This window comes from Scytonema sp. HK-05 (assembly GCF_963872035.1).
In the GTDB taxonomy this organism is placed as follows: Bacteria; Cyanobacteriota; Cyanobacteriia; order Cyanobacteriales; family Nostocaceae; genus Kalymmatonema.
Genome location: NZ_CAWMYC010000001.1, coordinates 188,028 through 207,187, shown reverse-complemented (window position 1 = coordinate 207,187; position 19,160 = coordinate 188,028). Strand labels below are relative to the sequence as shown.

General features: G+C 45.3%; 14 protein-coding genes. 13 read left to right on the top strand and 1 reads right to left on the bottom strand.

All coding sequences use genetic code 11. The annotated features are described in order from the left end of the window. Window positions 1-39 precede the first annotated feature (39 nt). Window positions 40-2,013 (bottom strand): scytonemin biosynthesis sensor histidine kinase, encoded by a 1,974-nt coding sequence (locus AACT52_RS00825; protein WP_073626309.1) that lies wholly within the window; start codon window positions 2,011-2,013, stop codon window positions 40-42. Between the two features lie 1,238 nt (window positions 2,014-3,251). Here AACT52_RS00825 and scyA point away from each other — a divergent pair. From scyA to AACT52_RS00760, 13 genes are all read left to right on the top strand, one after another. Beyond that, a complete protein-coding gene (gene scyA / locus AACT52_RS00820; RefSeq protein WP_073626307.1) occupies window positions 3,252-5,156 on the top strand; it encodes a scytonemin biosynthesis protein ScyA in 1,905 nt (634 codons plus the stop codon). 72 nt (window positions 5,157-5,228) lie between these two features. After that, window positions 5,229-6,287 carry a tryptophan dehydrogenase ScyB gene (scyB, locus tag AACT52_RS00815; RefSeq protein WP_073626305.1) on the top strand — a complete coding sequence of 353 codons (1,059 nt, stop codon included), beginning with the start codon at window positions 5,229-5,231 and terminating at the stop codon, window positions 6,285-6,287. Window positions 6,288-6,298: 11 nt separating this feature from the next. Continuing rightward, window positions 6,299-7,255 carry a scytonemin biosynthesis cyclase/decarboxylase ScyC gene (gene scyC, locus AACT52_RS00810; protein WP_073626303.1) on the top strand — a complete coding sequence of 319 codons (957 nt, stop codon included), beginning with the start codon at window positions 6,299-6,301 and terminating at the stop codon, window positions 7,253-7,255. 298 nt (window positions 7,256-7,553) lie between these two features. Further along, complete coding sequence (locus tag AACT52_RS00805) at window positions 7,554-8,678, top strand: ScyD/ScyE family protein (protein ID WP_073626301.1); 1,125 nt, start codon at window positions 7,554-7,556, stop codon at window positions 8,676-8,678. 234 nt (window positions 8,679-8,912) lie between these two features. Beyond that, on the top strand, window positions 8,913-10,241 hold the full coding sequence (locus AACT52_RS00800) for a ScyD/ScyE family protein (RefSeq protein WP_073626299.1): 1,329 nt from the start codon (window positions 8,913-8,915) through the stop codon (window positions 10,239-10,241). 173 nt (window positions 10,242-10,414) lie between these two features. Continuing rightward, a complete protein-coding gene (gene scyF, locus AACT52_RS00795) occupies window positions 10,415-11,614 on the top strand; it encodes a scytonemin biosynthesis PEP-CTERM protein ScyF (protein WP_073626296.1) in 1,200 nt (399 codons plus the stop codon). 120 nt (window positions 11,615-11,734) lie between these two features. After that, window positions 11,735-12,631: an EboA family metabolite traffic protein gene (locus AACT52_RS00790; RefSeq protein WP_073626294.1), complete on the top strand. Its 897-nt coding sequence runs from the start codon at window positions 11,735-11,737 to the stop codon at window positions 12,629-12,631. Between the two features lie 50 nt (window positions 12,632-12,681). After that, complete coding sequence (locus AACT52_RS00785; protein ID WP_158054469.1) at window positions 12,682-13,593, top strand: TatD family hydrolase; 912 nt, start codon at window positions 12,682-12,684, stop codon at window positions 13,591-13,593. A 57-nt stretch (window positions 13,594-13,650) separates the two neighbouring features. Beyond that, on the top strand, window positions 13,651-14,586 hold the full coding sequence (gene eboC, locus AACT52_RS00780) for a UbiA-like protein EboC (protein ID WP_073626291.1): 936 nt from the start codon (window positions 13,651-13,653) through the stop codon (window positions 14,584-14,586). Between the two features lie 147 nt (window positions 14,587-14,733). Next, window positions 14,734-16,029 (top strand): glycosyltransferase family 4 protein, encoded by a 1,296-nt coding sequence (locus AACT52_RS00775; RefSeq protein ID WP_073626289.1) that lies wholly within the window; start codon window positions 14,734-14,736, stop codon window positions 16,027-16,029. A gap of 107 nt (window positions 16,030-16,136) precedes the next feature. After that, window positions 16,137-17,225 carry a bifunctional chorismate mutase/prephenate dehydrogenase gene (gene tyrA / locus AACT52_RS00770; RefSeq protein ID WP_073626288.1) on the top strand — a complete coding sequence of 363 codons (1,089 nt, stop codon included), beginning with the start codon at window positions 16,137-16,139 and terminating at the stop codon, window positions 17,223-17,225. Next, window positions 17,170-17,814, top strand: a complete 645-nt coding sequence (locus AACT52_RS00765) for a DsbA family oxidoreductase (RefSeq protein WP_073626286.1) — start codon at window positions 17,170-17,172, stop codon at window positions 17,812-17,814. Before tyrA ends, AACT52_RS00765 begins: the two co-directional genes overlap by 56 nt. Beyond that, window positions 17,808-19,049, top strand: a complete 1,242-nt coding sequence (locus AACT52_RS00760; protein ID WP_073626284.1) for a 3-dehydroquinate synthase — start codon at window positions 17,808-17,810, stop codon at window positions 19,047-19,049. Before AACT52_RS00765 ends, AACT52_RS00760 begins: the two co-directional genes overlap by 7 nt. Window positions 19,050-19,160 lie beyond the last annotated feature (111 nt).

The following is a 19,160-nucleotide window of genomic DNA, read 5'->3' as shown; positions in this document are numbered from 1 at the left end:
TAAGAGTTACTGAATTCTGGGTCGAGTCTTGGATGACGGTTAAGAGCTTGAGGGCAGGTTGACGGTAAAAGTCGTGCCAACGCCAACTACACTTTCCACAGTGATTTCACCGCCATGTAAATCTACTAGGGTTTTCACAATCGATAAACCCAGTCCAGTACCCGGTATACTGTCAACATTGCTGCCACGATAAAACGGCTCAAATATTTGCTGTTGATCTACTACCGGAATACCAATACCTGAATCTTTTATTTGAAAAATTGCTTCTTTACCTTGACAACAAAGCCTAAAAGTCACCGCGCCACCATTCGGTGAATACTTGATAGCATTCGAGAGTAAGTTAGTTAATATATGCTGTAGGAGCTTTGGATCTAAATAAGCAGTAGAACAGTTACCTTGGCTGACAAAGCTGACCCCTTTTTGGTCTCCACTTGCTATCTGCACCTGTGCTAGAATATCTCTGCAAAACATCTCCAGGTTGAGTGGTCTTGGCTCACACTCCAGCCTTGCAGATTCTGCCTGACCATATAAGAGAATTTCATCTAGTAGCTCGCTAATTTGTTGAACTGCAACTTGAATCAAATCCAGATACGAGCGGTTTTTTTCTTCAGTCCATTGATGAATATGACGTTTGAGTAAATCAGCAGAGAATGAAACAACGTTCAGCGGAGTGCGGAATTGATGGCAAAGCATAGAGACAAAGCGTTCTCTGAGTTCGCTGAGTCGTTTTGCTTGCTCAAGAGCTTGACGAACCTCGGACTCTGCCTGCTTATAATCTGTGATATCGATCGCTGTGACTAATTCAACTGACTTACTTGCAAAATCCAGCACTCCATCCAATAGTCCGACTGTACAAGCCAGCCACCGCTTCACACCATTTTTTGTCAGAATCTGCATTTCCTGATATTCACAACAAGCAGATCCATCCTGCTTGTGAACCTGCCTGAGCTTTTTGCCTTTAATGAGTTGCTCAACATTAAAATTATTCAGCAGTTCTTTTCTTGTATATCCTGTCAGATCCTCTGCGGCTGGATTGACATAGCAAATCTGCTTGTTGTCATAAATTAGGAAGATACTCGCTTCTGTAGTTTCTGCCAAAGTACGAAATCGAGCTTCATTGAGCCTTAGTGCTTCTTCTGTTTTTCTCGATTCAGTTACGTCCCAGATACTCCACACTCTACCGATAATTTTGTCTCCAAGCCGCTGTGGCTCTGAGTAATGTGCAAATATCCTCCCATCCTTCAATTCCACCAAGTCGTAGCTTTCTTTGTCTGATTGGCTGGACATTTCCCAAACAACCTGACGAAAAACCTCTGGATCTTTAACTTTGTTGTCAAAGAAGGCTTTGGTTCTGCTACATTTGCGGGACAAGGTTACCGAGTTTGGGAATTGCCACATCTCCAGAAATTTCTGGTTGTAGCAAAGGATTTCTCCTTCAAAGTTCACTGCAAGTATGGCATTTGCAGAAGATTCCAACGTAGAACGAAGTAGAGAAAGAGATGTTTCTAGTTCCGTTTCTGTTCTTTGATATTCAATAACTTCTTGCTGTAACTCCTCCTTTAGATCAGGGGTTTTGTTGACATACCGTTGGACGCCTAGATCTACTAATTCATCGCTGCGATCGCGAGCAAAAACACAGCCAAATTCTTTGCCTTGATGTTCTACATAGGTAATAGTGATTTCTACCAAAAATATCCGACCTGTTTTTGTTCGATATCGAGTTTTGAAGGTGAGGGAACCTTGTTGTTTGAGCGCTGTCCATTTCTCTGACCAATTTTTGGGCCAAAAGTCTACGTCGATATCTTTGAGCCTCATTGAGAGTAATTCCTCACGGGAATACTTCATCATTCGGCAAATCGCATCGTTGACGTAGATAATTTTTGCGTTCGATCCGACATAGAAGACAGCATCTGCAACCTGGTTCATGAGATACTGTGCCAGTTTTAACTCTTCTTCCGGCTGTAGCACTGAGTAAGAATTAGCGTTAGATAACATGTAGTCGCCAAAGGTCATTGCCCTCTTATGCTCCCCTTGTATCATTTGGCACTATATCATTCAACGGGCTTGTCATTAAAACTTCCTATATTTGCTATTAGGCTTTTTTTTGCCCAACCTTAAATTATCAAAATCCTTATAAAATTAATATATCTTTACACAAAATTTAAATTCATCAGATTTTCTGACAACGACAAAAAGGATACTGTGCCTCTGTTGCTGCCTGAAGTAGCAACTCAGAGACATACGGATATTATTCATATCCAGAAAATAGATCTCTAGTTATCTATGTCTGCGTAAAACTAGAGTCAGGGTATTTCATCCTGGACATTTTTACCAACGTTGCCCTGCATGAATTTCATGGCTTCTATACGTGTCTTACTTGCAAAAGTGATAACTGTTCACTATTCGTTGTTCACGGCTATGGTGATTCACAAAGGCAACACGCGGGCAAGCTGGATTAATTTTACCAGGAATTTTGAAAAACAGTGAAATTATTACGGGCATCTCCTTACTCATTAGTTTTATTTGTTTTCTTTACTCTTGGATGAATTCAACTACAAAATACTTTACAAAGTCATCTGTCAAAAGAAATACCCTTTACTTTTAAAAATGTATATCTTGATTAATCATCTATCAAAAGATATATAAAATGTAAACAAAACTAGTATCAATAAGAACAAAAGCTTGAGGGTACAGGAGTTTGACGGTAACAATATCGTAATTATTGTCACTTCGTTAAGAACAATCAGTTGTAAATATTAAGATTTTATTAATACTAGGAAAGTGACTTTTTATCGCTAGAACATCCACGAGTTATTCTTGGTTTTTCTTGTGCCAGTTAAATTATTTGTATAAATTAAAACATATAAAAAAAAGATAACTTAAAAACAGACCGTAAACTACCAAAAGGTAGAAAAAAGTTGTTTAGCTGGGCTAATCAGGCGTCAAATTTAGGAAAAACAACAGCAAAAAAATTGACAACTCAATCAAAAGATTATTCATTGCAGCAAAGTGTTCAGCTTCTGTACGCTTGTTTCCATAAGCACAGCCTAAATTGTTTAACTCCTACAGTACGAGTTTTTTACTGACGAAAAAGCGGTGACTTACCGTTCCCAGTGTTCATCAACCTGGGTTAAAGCTTGTACGTAAAGATACGGAATTTGGCATAACACACACTTAAGGCTGTGAGTGCAAACGCAGCCTGAGTAAGCTAACTGGCACCCTCTCCAACAATCAGGGAGTACGTAGACGCAATGAGCCACAACTATACTCAGACGACATCTCAAATTGGCATTCAGCCATACGACGTGTACCAACCAAACGGCAATACACAGTCGGAGCTAAATGGAAAAGTAAACTCTTCCAAAGACCAACTCAATAATGAGCCCAAGAATGCACCTGTTGTGCAAGAACCAACACAGCGACCGCTAACGGTCGCAAATGCGATCGCCACCATGATGGAAGCCTTAGGCGTATCCAGCGCCTTTGGCGTCAACGGAGGTGCGATGGCAGGAATTTGGGGAGCGCTATCGAATAGCCTCTTGCGAGTGCTAAACTTTCGTCATGAATCAGGAGCTGCCTTTGCAGCAACTGAAGCCTACTTTGCCACTGGTCGTCCTACCGTAGTGTTCACCACTGCCGGACCGGGGATCACCAATGCTTTAACTGGATTATTCGCTGCTAGAGGTGAGGGTGCAAAAGTGATTTTGCTGTCAGCTTGCACCTCGTCCCCACAGCGCGGACGGTGGGCTATTCAAGAAACCAGCACCGAGACTTTGCCAACTGAGGGAATATTTACCTCAGGAGCGCTGTTTAACTATGCTACCACTGTAGAAAGCGCTGCACAACTTCCACAGATTTTTCGCAAACTGGCTCTGGGTCTGTCGCAACCAGGAGGTTTCGTCGCCCATTTGAGCGTTCCTACCGCTGTGCAAACAAGCCCGGTTGATGATCTCGACATATTCCAAGGAATTGATTATTCTTCTTTGGCAACACCCAGTCAAGAAACAATTGTTAAATGTGCACAGTTGTTATCTGAAGGACCGTTTGCGATTTGGGTAGGATTTGGTGCTCGTGACGCCGCAGAAGAAATTCGCCAACTTGCGGAATTAACTGGGGCACCAGTTATGTGTTCACCTCGTGGCAAAGGCATCTTTCCCGAAGATCATCCTCAGTTTGTGGGTGTGACTGGTTTGGGCGGTCATGGTTCCGTCTTTACTTACTTACAACAGCAACCTCCTTTACGCACACTTGTGCTAGGAACGCGCTTGAGCGAACCGACTTCCTTCTGGAGTCAAGCATTGGTTCCCCCAGGAGGCTTCGTGCACGTAGACATTGACCCAACAGTCCCTGGGGTGGCGTATTCAAAAGCCGAAACCTTTGGTGTCCAGTCTGAGATCAAAGCATTTGTCAAGGCATTGTTGGAACACGAGCACCTTCTGGCAAGTAGTGCGGTAACAGCTTTTTGGCTACCTCGTCCGGAACGCCAGGAAATTGCTCCAGGTTCAGACTCTTCAGTCAGACCAGAGGTCTTGATGGAGGCAATTCAAAAGGTAATTGTTGAAGGTAGTGACGCGATAGTGCTGGCGGAGTGTGGTAACTCGTTCCTTTGGTCAACGCATCTGCTGCGATTTCCAAACGCAAATCGTTATCGTATCAGCACCGGAGTCGGAGCAATGGGTCAGGCTGTTGCCGGAGTCGTCGGAGCAGCAGCAGCACGTCATGGCAAAGCAGTTGCCATTGTTGGGGATGGCGCAATGCTGATGAATAATGAAATCAGCACAGCTGTCAAATACCAAATACCCGCTGTTTGGATTGTACTCAACGATGCCCGCTACAACATGAGCCACCAAGGCATGGGAATGCTGGGACTCACAGGTGCAGATGCAACAATTCCGCAGGCAGATTTTACCATGATTGCTCGTGGTATGGGAGCCGAAGGAATCCGCATCAACAAAGAGTCTGATCTGATCTCGGCGCTAGAGCAAGCAATGGAAGCGACTGGTCCAATCGTTATTGATGTCGTGATTGAGGCAGATAGACGCGCGCCATCCAAAGGACGCAACGCCGGTCTAGCATCACAAGGAGTAAAGTCAACTCCGGCTGAAAAGACCGAATTGCATATTTCATTTCCACAAGCTTCATTTCCAAATGTCTAAATGCTAACGGGGATTGGGAAAAGCGATTTCCATTCCCCAAGGGGTCAAGCTGAGGTGATCGAGGAGACAAGGGTGAACTTATTTGAAACTGTTACAGAAATGGGTCATGAGCAAGTGCTCTTTTGTCATGGCAAAGACCCAGATATCAAGGCAATAATTGCCATCCATGACACGAGTTTGGGACCTGCAATGGGCGCAACAAGGCTGTTGCCCTACGCCAACGAAGAAGCTGCTTTAAAAGACGCTCTTCGTCTGAGCCGTGGTATGACTTATAAAGCTGCTTGTGCAGGCATTCCAGTTGGTGGAGGTAAGGCAGTCATCATTGCCAATCCTGAAAACAAGAATGCAGACCTGTTCAGAGCATACGGACGGTTTATTGAAAGACTCAATGGACGTTTTATTACAGGTCAAGATGTGAATCTGACCCCCGATGATGTCAGAACAATCAGCCAAGAAACTAGATATGTCGTTGGAGTAGAAGAAAGGTCAGGTGGACCTGCTCCTGTGACAGCATGGGGAGTTTTCTTGGGACTTAAAGCTGCTGTTGAGTTTCGTTTGCAAACCTCTGACCTTAAGGGGCTAAAAGTTGCAGTTCAAGGTCTGGGAAATGTCGGTCAAAATCTTTGCCGACACCTGCACGAACATGGGGCAAAACTGTTTGTCACTGATATTAGCAAAGAAAAAACAGAGGAAGTAAAGCGCCTTTTTGGTGCCACTGTTGTAGAGCCAGAGGAAATTTACTCCCAAGATGTCGATGTGCTTTCTCCTTGTGCTTTAGGGGGAATTCTCAACAGTGAGACAATTCCTTACATTAAAGCGTCGGTGATTGCTGGTGCTGCAAACAATCAGTTGGGAGTTGAGCAGCTCCACGGTCAAATGCTCACAGCGAAAGAGATTCTTTATGCTCCTGATTACGTAATTAATGGTGGCGGGCTAATCAACGTTTACAACGAAATGATTGGCTACGACGAAGAAAGAGCTTTCCAGCAAGTGCGTAACATTTACGACACACTGCTTGAAATATTTGACAGAGCGCAAAAGCAGGACATCACTACCAACGATGCTTCTAAGCAGTTGGCAGAGGACAGAATCCGCAAAGCCAGACATCTCAAGACCTTAGCTGTGGTCTAAAGGAGTGACAAATGGTAGTTGAAAGAAATACATTTGGGACATCTGCCTACATCGAAACGACTCCAGAGAGTGCCTATGAATACCTTGCTGAGCTAAAAAACTTAGGCGAGTGGACTCTCTATAGCCGCATGGAAGAGCAAATCGACGAAGACACTTGGCTCGGAACTGCGTCTGGCTACCAGACAAAGCTTTACTATCACGTAGAAAGACTGGATCATCCCAATTTTTACGGCATTGAGTGGCACTGCGGGTTAGAGTATCAGAAATATTATCAGGTTTACCCTGTCCTGCTTTTTCCTGCCGACTACGTTGAGCCGGGAACCGATGAAAAGGGCGTGTACTTACACTGGGTCAGCTTTGTCGATCCTAAGCGGCGCAGTCCCTTGATTATGGAGGGAATTCACACAGTACACACTTCCGAGTGTCGTTCTCTCAAAGGTAATTTGGAACGCAAAGCTGGTCTTAAGACCGCAGCAAAAGGGCGTTACTACGTTGACACCGACACCATCTATGTTAATGCCCCAATAGAGATGGGGATTGAGTATTTGTCAGACCTCAAAAACATGGATGATTGGGCACACCTACTGCGAGCAGATGGCGAAATTTCTGGTCAGTCTGGCGAGTTTCGCGATGAATACGGTCAAAAGGTGAAAGTAACTCAGCGCCTGCAACCTGTTAACAAATCGTACTTGCTCGAGCACGAGTTCTTTTATCCAGACTACGGATTTTATCAGCGTTCTCCGGTGCTGCTAATCCCAACCTCCCATGCTTTTAATGACCCAGAAGCTCCTGGTTTCATCCAGCATCGGATCACCTTCTGGAAAGTAGGTGAGCAACTACCTCACGGTAAACTCCAAATCGAAGACTTTGGCTCTGAGAGCTTGAATATCAAGCGTATCTTGGAAGGCAAAGCTGGCAACGTGGATACTTTAGCTCAAGGTCTGAGCTATATGCCCCACGCTAAGTAGTGACTTGTCAGTTGTTAGAACAACTAACAAATGTACAGACGCGCCATGGCGAGCCAGCGCTGCAGGAGGTAAGACCAGCGTCCTTTGGAGGGTTTCCCGACAGCAGGCGACTGGCGAACCCGAAGGGGTTTCCCGACAGCAGGTGACTGGCGTCGCGTCTCTACCAACTAACAACTATCTATTAACAACTAACAAATAACTAATAAATATATATTCAGGGTGTAAGTGCCGTCATTGCTTATTGTCAGCAATACGAAATTCTACCAGTAACATCCAAAGCCGACCTCTGTTGTGACACATGGAACTCAAGCAACTTACTATTACATCTTTTACGGTGCTTGCCGACGGTCTTGATAATCCGAAAGGTCTGAGCTTTGGTCCTGACGATAATCTCTATATTACAGAGGCAGGAACGGGGGGAAATGGAGCTAGTATTCCATCACCCAGTGGTCAAGGTGATTTATATTACGGTACCAGTGGTGCTATAGTAAAAATTGAGAATGGTACAGTCAAACGTATACTGACAGGACTGGCTTCTGTCGCATTTCCAGATGGTACTGGAGCCGCCGGTCCTCACGATATAAAATTTGATGCTACAGGCAAGCCTTATGTTTTGCTAGGATATGCTGCTAATCCAGCCTTACGCGATACGGCATTAGGTCACACTGACTTAGGAAAAATCATCACTCCCGACTTCAATACAAATTCGTGGACAACTGTTGCCGATATCGCTAACTATGAACTGACTCATAATCCTGATGGCAGTGAAGTCGTTAGCAATCCCTTGGCTCTATTAATAGATAGAGACGAAATTGTTGTTGTTGATGCGGGTGCGAACGATCTGGTGAGTGTGGGAACTGATGGAAGTCATTTGCAGGCGATCGCTGTAATTCCCCAGCAGGTATTGACTAACCCAATCTTCCCTGGTTCTAACTCGCAAAATTTTGACCGGGGACACGTACCACCTCCTAGTGCTTATCGTGGTGCGACTCCATCGCAGTTGGCAATTCAATCAGTACCCACAAGCGTTGCCAAAGGTCCTGATGGTGCTTATTATGTCACCACATTCACTGGTTTTCCTTTTCCAGAAGGTGAAGCAAAAATCTACCGAGTGGATGCTGAGCGTCAACTAACAGTCTATGCTGATGGCTTTACGCAACTGATTGACTTGGCTTTCGATGGGCAAGGTAACTTGTATGTTTTACAACATATGAATTCCTCAGGCTGGAAAGGAAAACCAGAAGGAAGCCTGATCAAAATAGGACACGATGGGAGCCGCACAACTGTTCTCAGTGGTGATGGGCTAGAGCTACCTAGTGCATTGACTATTGGTCCTGATAATGCTCTTTATCTGATCAACCGAGGCGGCGTGCCAGGAAAAGGGCAAGTCATCAGAATTGAGAATCCAAGCTCTGTTGTGTGAACCTACTATAAAGTCGTGACCAACAGATAAGAGTCTCTCTCCCCCCAACACAAGAGCAAGACTCCTACAAATTGGATAGCAAGTTTCAAGCGCGAGCAATGCCAGCTCCTCTCAATAGGGAGGCAATATTGCCGTGGATGCTTGATTTCCACATCCCAGTCATTGGGACTCGTTGTCTCTGATACCGTACAAAATTCCACAACCTACCAACACTCGATCTAAATCTAAGTAAGTATGAAATTCAAGTCATTTGCTCTTACATTTCTCTCCCTTTGTGTTGCTACTACTTATGGAACGAAAGCTGCACAAGCAGCAGAACTGAAAGTAGTTGCTGACCAGCTTAACAACCCACGGAATTTTGACTGGGATAAACAGGGCAACATTTATCTGACAGAAAGTGGTGCCGGAGGAGATGGAAACGGCGGAGTCAACTGTATACCATCACCCAGCGCCGGATATATTCCTTTATGTTCTGGTAAAACTGGTAGCGTTGTCAAAATTGCTCCAGACGGTACAAAAACAACTGTACTCTCGAATCTCCCATCTCTAGCATTATCGCCTTCTGGGGAACAAGCTGCCGGTCCTGCGGACTTCAAATTTGATTCCAAAGGCAACGCTTATGTTTTGTATGGCTTAGCTGGCGACCCGAACTTGCGCGATCAGGTGTTAGGTGAACCTGCTCTCGGACAACTCTACAAACTAGACTTAAAGACTGGTTCGCTGACAAGTCTTGCTGATTTTGCAGCTTACGAAGCCAAATATAATCCCGATGGCTCTGATGTAATTAACAACCCTTATTCGATGACAATTAAGGGTGATACTGCTTACGTCATCGATGGGGGCGGCAACTCGATATATTCTGTGGATCTCAATGGCGGCGGTATTAAGAACGTAACTGGGTTCCCTACCAAATACTTAGATCCGAGTACCCTCCAATACCCAACTCTTCCTGAAGGTTTGACAGAGGAAGCACTTCAATTTAATCCAAACGCTCAAGCAGTTCCCACAGCGATCGCAGTTGCCCCCGATGGTAGCTTAACAGTTGGTGAATACACTGCTTTTCCTTATCCAGAAGGTAAAGCACGTATCTATTCAGTTAACCCAGATGATTTGTCAATAAAAACCATCGCTGATGGCTTTACACAACTGACTGGCGTGGCATACGACTCTGAGGGAGATTTGTATGCATTGCAACACATCAATCAGTCAGAATGGAAAGCAATTGAACAGGGCGGTAATATTATCGGTGATCTAAGTTCTTCTGTGATTAAAATCGGCAAGGATGGTTCTCGCGAAACTATCTGGAGTGGTAATGGACTGGAAGCTGCTGCTGGATTATTTTTCGGTCCTGATGGTGATTTATATATCTCAAATCGAGACAGACTCGTCGCAGGCGAACGAGGAGGACAACTCGTCAAGCTTGCTCTCAAATCTGGTGCCGACGCAACCAAAGTTCCTGAACCCGGTTCTGTAATTGCTTTATTAGCAACTGCCGCTTTAGGCGCAAAAGCAATGAAGCGCAAGCGTCAACAAGAACTGTTGGATAAGGTTGAAACCATCTAATTCCTTGGCAATTTTCTTAGGCATTGCTTAGCAATACCTAAGAAATAGGCTGCTACCTTAAATTGAAAGTTTTGTTTCAAAAAGGCAACAGCTCAAATTCGGGATTCCCAGACTAGGTCTGGGAACGACATAAACCTAAGTAAGAGTATAACTCACAACACCGAAGAATCACTATGGGATTAGTCAAAAATTTATCATTTGCCTTAGTAGGTGCCGGCTTTCTTGTAGCGGCGGCGGCGGCTCAAGCGATGGCATTAAGCTTAACGTACGATCGCTCTATAGGTGAGCCTGGTTTCGGTCCTGGACAACTGTTTGTTCCCCAAGGCATAGCGGTAGATAGCCAAGGGAATACCCTTGTATCTAACGGACGCGGTGTTAACCCGGATGGTACTCCTAACTACAGCCTTGGTAACAAAATTGAAAAATTTAGTCCTAGCGGTCAGTATATTGGAGCAATTGGCTCCGGCGGCACAGGACCCGGACAGTTTGACGAGCCAACAACTGTAGACTTTAATCCAGTAACAGGGGATCTGTATGCAGGTGATGTTTACAACAACCGCATCAATCAATACGATTCTCAGGGTAACTTTATTAGATCCTTTGCAAATGGACAATTTACCCCTCTGGTTCCTGATAGGCTTTTCTTTGGACCATCTGGTGTGACATTTGACAAAGCTGGCAACGTGTACGTTGGTGATTTTAACGGCGAAAGGATTCTTAAATTTACATCAGACGGACAGCCACTTGGTGTCATTGGTGGTACCAGAGGCACTGCACCTGGTGAGTTTCAAGGTGTAGCAGGTATAAGAATTTCCCCAGTTAGTGGAAATATCTTTGTAGCAGACCAGTATAACAACCGCGTTCAAGTACTCGATCCAAATGGTAATCCTCTGTTGGCATTTGGTTCAGCAGGTAGCGGATCTGGACAGCTTCAACAGCCAATTGGCATCGAAGTGGACGAAGAAGAGAATGTTTATGTAGCTGATTCTATCAACAGCCGCGTTCAGGTATTCGATAAAAACGGTAACTTCTTGACTTCCTTCGGTGAAAATGCCCGCGATGCATCAGGTAACCCTGTACCGCCTCCAGCATTAACTGGTCCTCCTTTTGGCGACCCCCTTGACCTCACTCCAGGCAGATTTAACTGGACGGGTGGCACAACCCTCAAAGATGGCAAGCTGTATGTTGGCGATTTCTTCCAAGGTCGTGTCCAAGTATTAAACGTTGTTAAGGACGGCGCAACCAAAGTACCCGAACCAGCCTCACTATTAGGTCTAGGCTTGTTAGGAATTGGCGCTACTGCCTCGACATTGCGGAAAAAGCAGCAAAAGGCAACCCTCAGCTTAGAGGAACCAGAAAAAGCTGCTGTTTAGACACTTGTAAGTTTGTACTTCCTCAACCTTAACTTTGTTTAGTCTCGTTCCCAGGCAATTGCCTGGGAACGAATTCCTAGATTTTTTAGCTCCATCGCATAACTAAATAATTATAAAGTAATGGTTTCTGCAAGTTATCTAGAAAAAACAACAGTTAGTGCAATTGACTTGCTGCATCGCTGGCTGAAACATCGGATTTCTAGTCAAGGTCTTACCTGGCTAGATGAAAAGATAGATCAAGTTAAAAGCGGTGTCAATACCTCAATGTTTTTCAGCGCGTTTAGCGCCGTGCCTCGTTATACAGGCAAAAATGATTTACAACTGACACTAGAAGAACTAGAAGCAGCCTCCACAGCCCGGACAGGTTGGTTTCCCAGTTATTGGAGCGTAGATCAAGCCGCTCGCACCTTACTGGTACTGAGTTTACCGCAGTCCAACGAAGAGAAATACGTCCGGACGCTGGAGCGAGTTTTTACAGCCGCCGATATGGGAGAGCTGATTGCACTCTATCAGGCTTTACCGCTTCTAGCGTATCCAGAAAAGTTTCGCACTCGTGCAGCTGAGGGAGTTCGCAGCAATATGACAGCAGTCTTCAATGCTGTGGCGTTGCGAAATCCCTATCCAGCAGAGTATCTAGATGACGTTGCTTGGAACCAGATAGTCTTGAAAGCTTTGTTTGTGGGCAGCCCTTTACATCTTATTCAAGGACTTGATCGGCGTGCAAATCCAGAACTAGCGACTATGCTAGTTGATTATGCCCACGAACGTTGGGCAGCCTACCGCACAGTATCTCCCGAACTTTGGCGACTGGTGGGGCGATTTGCCAACAATGCGATGTTAGCGGATTTGGAGCGCGTAATACAAGCGAACGATCCAGTTGAACAAGCCGCAGGGGCGATCGCTCTTGCTGAGTGTCCTTTACCAGATGCTCAACAACTCCTTGCCCGTTATCCTAATCTACAGGCTCAAATTCAAGCAGGGCATCTTACTTGGAACAGCTTAACTCTTTCCTTGTAAGCGTTTCAGACAAGCTCATTACCCATTTTGTAACTAGGAACACCAGTCGCATGATGTATATCGATCCTCACATTCACATGAGCTCCCGCACAACCGACGATTACCAGAAGATGCAGGAGTCTGGCATTGTAGCTGTGATAGAGCCTGCCTTTTGGTTTGGACAACCCCGCACCAACGTCGGCTCATTCCAAGATTACTTTAGCAGCTTGGTCGGGTGGGAACGGTTTCGGGCCGCTCAGTTTGGTATCCGCCATTATTGCACGATTGGCTTGAACTCCAAAGAAGCCAATAATGAACCATTGGCAGAGCAAGTCATGGAACTTTTGCCTCTGTACGCTTGTAAAGAGGGTGTCGTTGCCATTGGTGAAATTGGCTATGACGACATGACACAGGCAGAAGACAAATACTTCCGTCTACAGTTAGAACTGGCAAAAGAACTCGAGATGCTGGTGCTGATTCATACACCGCACCGCAACAAAAAGGCAGGCACCAGTCGCACTATGGATGTCTGTATCGAGCATGGGTTAGATCCATCAAAGGTGATTATGGATCATAACAATGAAGAGACTGTACAGGAAGTTTTGGATCGAGGCTTCTGGGCAGCTTTTACAATTTACCCCAACACCAAAATGGGGAATGCCCGGATGGTTGAAGTTGTGCGCCAATATGGATGCGATCGCATCATCGTAGACAGCAGTGCAGACTGGGGAGTCAGCGATCCACTCGCGGTCCCCAAGACTGCCCAACTGATGCAAGAAAGAGGAATTCCAGAAGCGCATATCCGAGCAGTCTGTTATGAAAATGCCCTTGCTGCTTACAGCCAAAGCGGTCAAATTCAAGAGTCAGACTGGCTCAACCCAACCCCCATCGACCAACGACAGCTATTCAGCGGTAACTCCGTGCTTCGGGGACAAAAACCCATCGTCGAGTCCCCCACCCGCGAATTTGCATTGATTGAGTAAAAAGTCAATAGTTTCTTCATCTCCCTTATATCACTCATCTCCCTCCCCCTCCTCACCATGAACGCTGCACTCTCCTCCCCTCGCATTTGGGCGTATCTACAATTAATGCGACCTGCTAATATCGTCACCGCATGGGCAGATATCTTAGCTGGATTCGCTGCTTCTGGGTGCGCTGTCTTTATTTCCCTATCTCCTTATCTGCCAATCTCTCCATCTTCCTCTAATTTGACACCACTGGCATGGTTACTTCTAGCAACCACAGGTCTATACGGCGGTGGCATTATTTTTAACGATGTATTTGATGCGGATATAGACGCTGTAGAAAGACCAGAACGACCTATTCCCAGTGGTAGAGCATCCCGTATGGGAGCAGCGATTTTGGGAAGTTTGCTTTTGAGTGCTGGCATCCTGGCAGCCTCTCAAGTGAGTTTGTTGAGTGCCACTCTAGCTTTTGGCATTGCTGCTGCTGCCATCCTCTACGATGCTTACAGCAAGCATCATCCTATTTTTGGTCCAATCAATATGGGCGTGTGTCGTGGCGGCAACTTATTGCTTGGCGTCAGCGCGGTATCACCAATGGTATCAAACTATTGGTTTTTAGCATTGATTCCCGTTGTTTACATTGCTGCTATAACAACTCTCAGCCGGGGTGAAGTTCATGGAGGCAAAAGTAGCACTGGTATTCTTACACTCATACTCATTGCTACAGTCATTAGTGGATTACTGAGCTTAGGCTTGTTAAAAAATTATCACCTGCTTGCAGTATTGCCTTTCGTTGTATTGCTAGCTGTGCGGGTGTTACTCCCTTTTATCAAGGCTGTCAGCGAACCGACTCCAGAAAATATCCGTACGGCTGTGCGCGCAGGAGTCCTATCACTTATTGTTTTAGATGCTACAGTCGCTGCTGGTTTTGCTAGCTTGCCATACGGTTTGCTGGTGTTAATCCTGTTACCAATTTCAATGGCATTGTCACAAATCTTTGCTGTTACCTGAAGCACGCGTTAAAATTATAACAAAAGACCAAAAGAAGCGAGTACGCAGGATAAATGCTACTCTGGCACCGCGAGTCACCGTGCATCTTGTGCGAAAACAAAAAAGCTCACACTTTTGACCTGACTTCACGTAACAAAGAAACGGATAATGCGGATTCTCATTTATTCTTACAACTATCATCCGGAGCCAATTGGAATTGCTCCTTTAATGACTGAACTGGCAGAAGGACTCGTAAAGCAAGGTCATGAAGTGCGAGTGATTACGGGAATGCCGAATTATCCCCAGCGCGAGATTTACGAAGAGTATCGCGGCAAGTGGTACGTTACAGAACGAAAAAATGGCGTGACCATCCAGCGGAGTTACCTGCGAATCAAGTCTAAACCCAATCTTATAGATAGGCTGCTATTGGAGTTAAGCTTTGTATTCACAAGCTTGCCACAAGCACTGAATGGTTGGCGACCTGATGTTATTCTCCTGACAGTACCACCACTGCTAGTAACCCTACCAGCAACACTACTAGGTTGGCTATATAATTGCCCAGTGGTACTGAATGTACAGGATATATTGCCAGAAGCCGCTGTGCGCGTTGGACTAATCACAAACAAATGGATGATTCGCGCTTTGCAAGCTATAGAGCAATTTGCATACCGTAGCGCCCACACCATTAGCGTGATTGCCGATGGGTTTGTTGAAAATTTACTCCAGAAGGGAGTACCAGCGCAAAAAATTGTCTGCATTCCCAACTGGGTGAACGTTAATTTTATCCGCCCCTTACCAAAAAAGAGCAACCCATTTCGCATTGCCTATCAACTAGAAGACAAGTTCGTAGTGGTTTACTCTGGCAACATTGCCCTGACACAAGGATTAGAGACAGTCATTGAAGCCGCGTCTCGGCTGTGTCATATTCCAGAAATCGTCTTTGTCATTGCTGGAGAAGAACGAGCATTGCAAAGATTGCAGGCATATTGCCAAAAATGCGGGGCTGATAACGTGTTGCTTCTACCTTTAGTACCACGAGAAAAACTACCCGAAATGTTGGCAGCGGCGGATGTCGGTTTGGTGGTGCAAAAGCGCAATGTCATTTCCTTCAATATGCCTTCCAAAATCCCACTGTTGTTAGCTAGTGGTCGTGCTATTATCGCCTCAGTTCCCGCCTCTGGTACAGCAGCGCGAGCAGTGCGCAAGAGTGGCGGTGGCGTAGTTGTAGCACCAGAATCACCGCAAGCGCTCGCAGATGGAATCATGGATTTGTATACCAATCCAGCAAAAGTTGCAAAGCTAGGTCACAAAGGAAGACAGTTTGCTGTTGAACGCTATTCATTCGAGCAAGCCTTAGTTGAGTACGAAGCTTTATTCACTGAAGTGATTGCGGCAAGCTCTCAATCACCAACTGTCGGGATGCTACCAAAATTAACTTCAAGCGAATCTATTATCGATATTTAAGTCATTAGTCATTAATCATTATCGGCGTCAGAACTTTAGAACATCTCCCCCAATCCCCACTTAAGTGGGGACTCACAGTTCCCTCATTCCTGATTTCCTAAATAATCATGATCCCAGAAAAGCTCAAGCAAACCGACCAATGCCTGATCGAGCTGCTGCGCGATCGCCTCTCTCTTCTGAGTGCATCAAAAATTCCAGCCGAGGAGCAACTTGCTCAAGTGCGACCCTTACTTGCCTCTGCTGGTCTTCCTGAATCAATTTGGACAAATCTCGTCAACAGTTGTCAAGCGGCAATTTCGACTGATACTTCATTGTCAATGGCACACAAAGCCATACCCCGAAATATCACCATCATCGGTGGACGTGGTAGGATGGGTAGATTCTTCACCCAGCAATTGACTGCGGCGGGTCACAATGTGAGTATTCTCGAAAATGAAGATTGGGAATACGCAGATCAACTGCTAGGTTCTGCTGAACTTGTGATCGTCTGTGTTCCAATTAAGTGGACAGTAGATGTGATCAAGCGTGCATCTCAATACCTTGCTCCAACCACAGCACTTTGTGACATCACAAGTCTCAAAACTGAGCCAGTTCAAGCGATGCTGGAATACCATCGTGGTCCAGTCATGGGATTACATCCGATGTTTGGTCCAAATGTCAAATCTTTTGCCCAAGAAAAAGTAGTAGCTTGTCCAGGTCGCAAAGACGATTCATTTGAGTGGTTATTAGATTTTATTAAGAGTCAGGGCGGCGAAGTCATTGTCTCTACACCTGAAGAACACGACTACATGATGGTGATTATTCAGGCAACGAGGCACTTCTCCAGATTTAGCGTCGGTGTTTTCTTAGCCCAAGAAGGGATTGACATAGAGCGCAGCTTGTCCATGTCAAGCCCAAGCTACCGCCAAGAAATAGACATCATCAAGCGTTTGTTTGCCCAAAGCCCACACTTGTGTGTGGACATTATGCTTGCGACCCAAGACAGATGCCAAGCAATTGCTAAGTTAGCTGATACTTACAACCGCTTGGCGAGGTTAGTTGCACGCAAAGATCGAGCTGCATTAATCGAGGAATTTGAAAATGCTCAAAGCTTTTTTAGCGAGGAAAACATCAGTTCTCCCAAGCTGAGTCAGGAAAACCATGCTGATCGACATCTTTCACGATACCGTATGCCCGTGGTGCCGAATCGGTCATAAGCATCTTTTTGATGCCTTGGCACAATCTCAAGAGACAGTCAAAATTCGCTGGCATCCATTTCTCTTAGACTATTCTATTCCTGCTGGTGGTTACGAATTTCGCTCTTATATGCAGGAGAGGAAAGGCATAGAACCGCAAGCACTTCAGCAGCTCTTTGAGTACGTGCAAGGTGTGGGTAATGCGGCAGGAGTAAAATTAGATTTCAACAAAATTCGTTTAGCTGTCAATAGTACCCTTTCCCATCGGTTGATTACGCTAGCACCGGATCACATCAAAAACGATGTTGTGCAAGCAGTTTACAAAGCTTACTTTGAAGACGGTTTGAACCTCGGGGACCTCGACGTTATTGTTGCTATTGGCACAGAAGCTGGTATGGATTCTACCGAATTACGACTGCAATTAAGCGGTAATGCTGCACTTGATGCAGTTCTAGCGGAATCAACATTTGCTCGTTTTAATGGCATCACGAGCGTGCCTTTTTACATTATCAACAACAAAGTTAAAGTTGACGGTTCACACTCACCAGAGGTGTTCCAACAAGCTCTCAATCGTGCCGCACTTATAGAAATATCCGCAAAAATATGGTAGTAGACATTAGGCAGAAGACTACATTTAATAATCTGCAGCCCATCCAGCAAAGTTTCACGGTGACCTTCAACTACGGGGTGCATTTTACCACAGGTGTGTTTGATATAAGAAATTCCTTATTGGCACAAGTGATTGCTGCTGATGGGGACGCTGGACCAAAAAAAGTTTTAGCAGTCGTAGATTCAGGATTATTACAGTCTCGACGTCCGCTGCTTAAGCAAATAGCTGCGTATTGCGATCGCTATTCAGATACGCTCAAACTTGCTGCTGATCCCATCGTCGTAATGGGAGGAGAAGAAGCCAAAAACGATCCAGATGAACTCTCAAAAATTCACCAAATCATTGATGAAGCAGGAATTTGCCGCCACTCCTACATCTTAGGAATTGGTGGAGGTGCAATGTTAGACTTAGTTGGATATGCAGCAGCCACAGCGCATCGGGGAATTCGTCTGATTCGCATTCCGACGACAGTGTTGGCACAAAATGATTCTGGTGTCGGCGTTAAAAATGGAATCAACGCCTTTGGCAAAAAGAATTTTCTTGGCACATTCGCCCCACCCTATGCAGTTTTAAATGATTTTACCTTCTTGACTTCCCTGGATGACCGTGACTGGCGTTCTGGAATCGCAGAAGCAATAAAAGTAGCGCTGATTAAAGATGCTGACTTTTTTGAGTACATCCGTACTCACGCCCACGCGCTTGTGTGTCGAGACATGAACTCGATGCAAAACGTTGTTTACCGGTGTGCGCAGTTGCACATGGATCACATTGCTCATAAGGGTGATCCCTTTGAAAAAGGTTCATCTCGTCCATTAGATTTTGGTCATTGGGCAGCGCATAAACTTGAGCAGCTAACAAATTATAGACTACGTCATGGAGAAGCAGTAGCGATCGGCATTGCTTTAGATGCTACCTATTCCTACCTTGTAGGGCAGCTTTCTCGGTTAGAATGGCGGCGGATATTGAATACGCTGTTGTCACTAGGCTTTACGTTGTACGTTCCGGAACTGTCTGAGAAAATGACAGAAGACGAACATCCTCGTTGCTTGTTCCGGGGGCTAAGTGAGTTTCGGGAACACCTGGGCGGAGAATTAACCCTAACGCTCTTGCAACGCATAGGAAAAGGTATTGAAGTTCACGAGGTAGACATATCTCTGTTTCGCCAAGCAATTTGGTTGTTGAGCGAGTTTTACGATTCTTCGTTACCCGCCACAGGTTGGGAATGTGCCATGTGAAGCGGCTGAAATTTATAAAAAAAACCACAGATGGACACAGATGAACACAGATAAATTATCTGCGTGCATCTGCGTGCATTTGCGGTTCCAATAAACTCTGTTGAGAGTTTA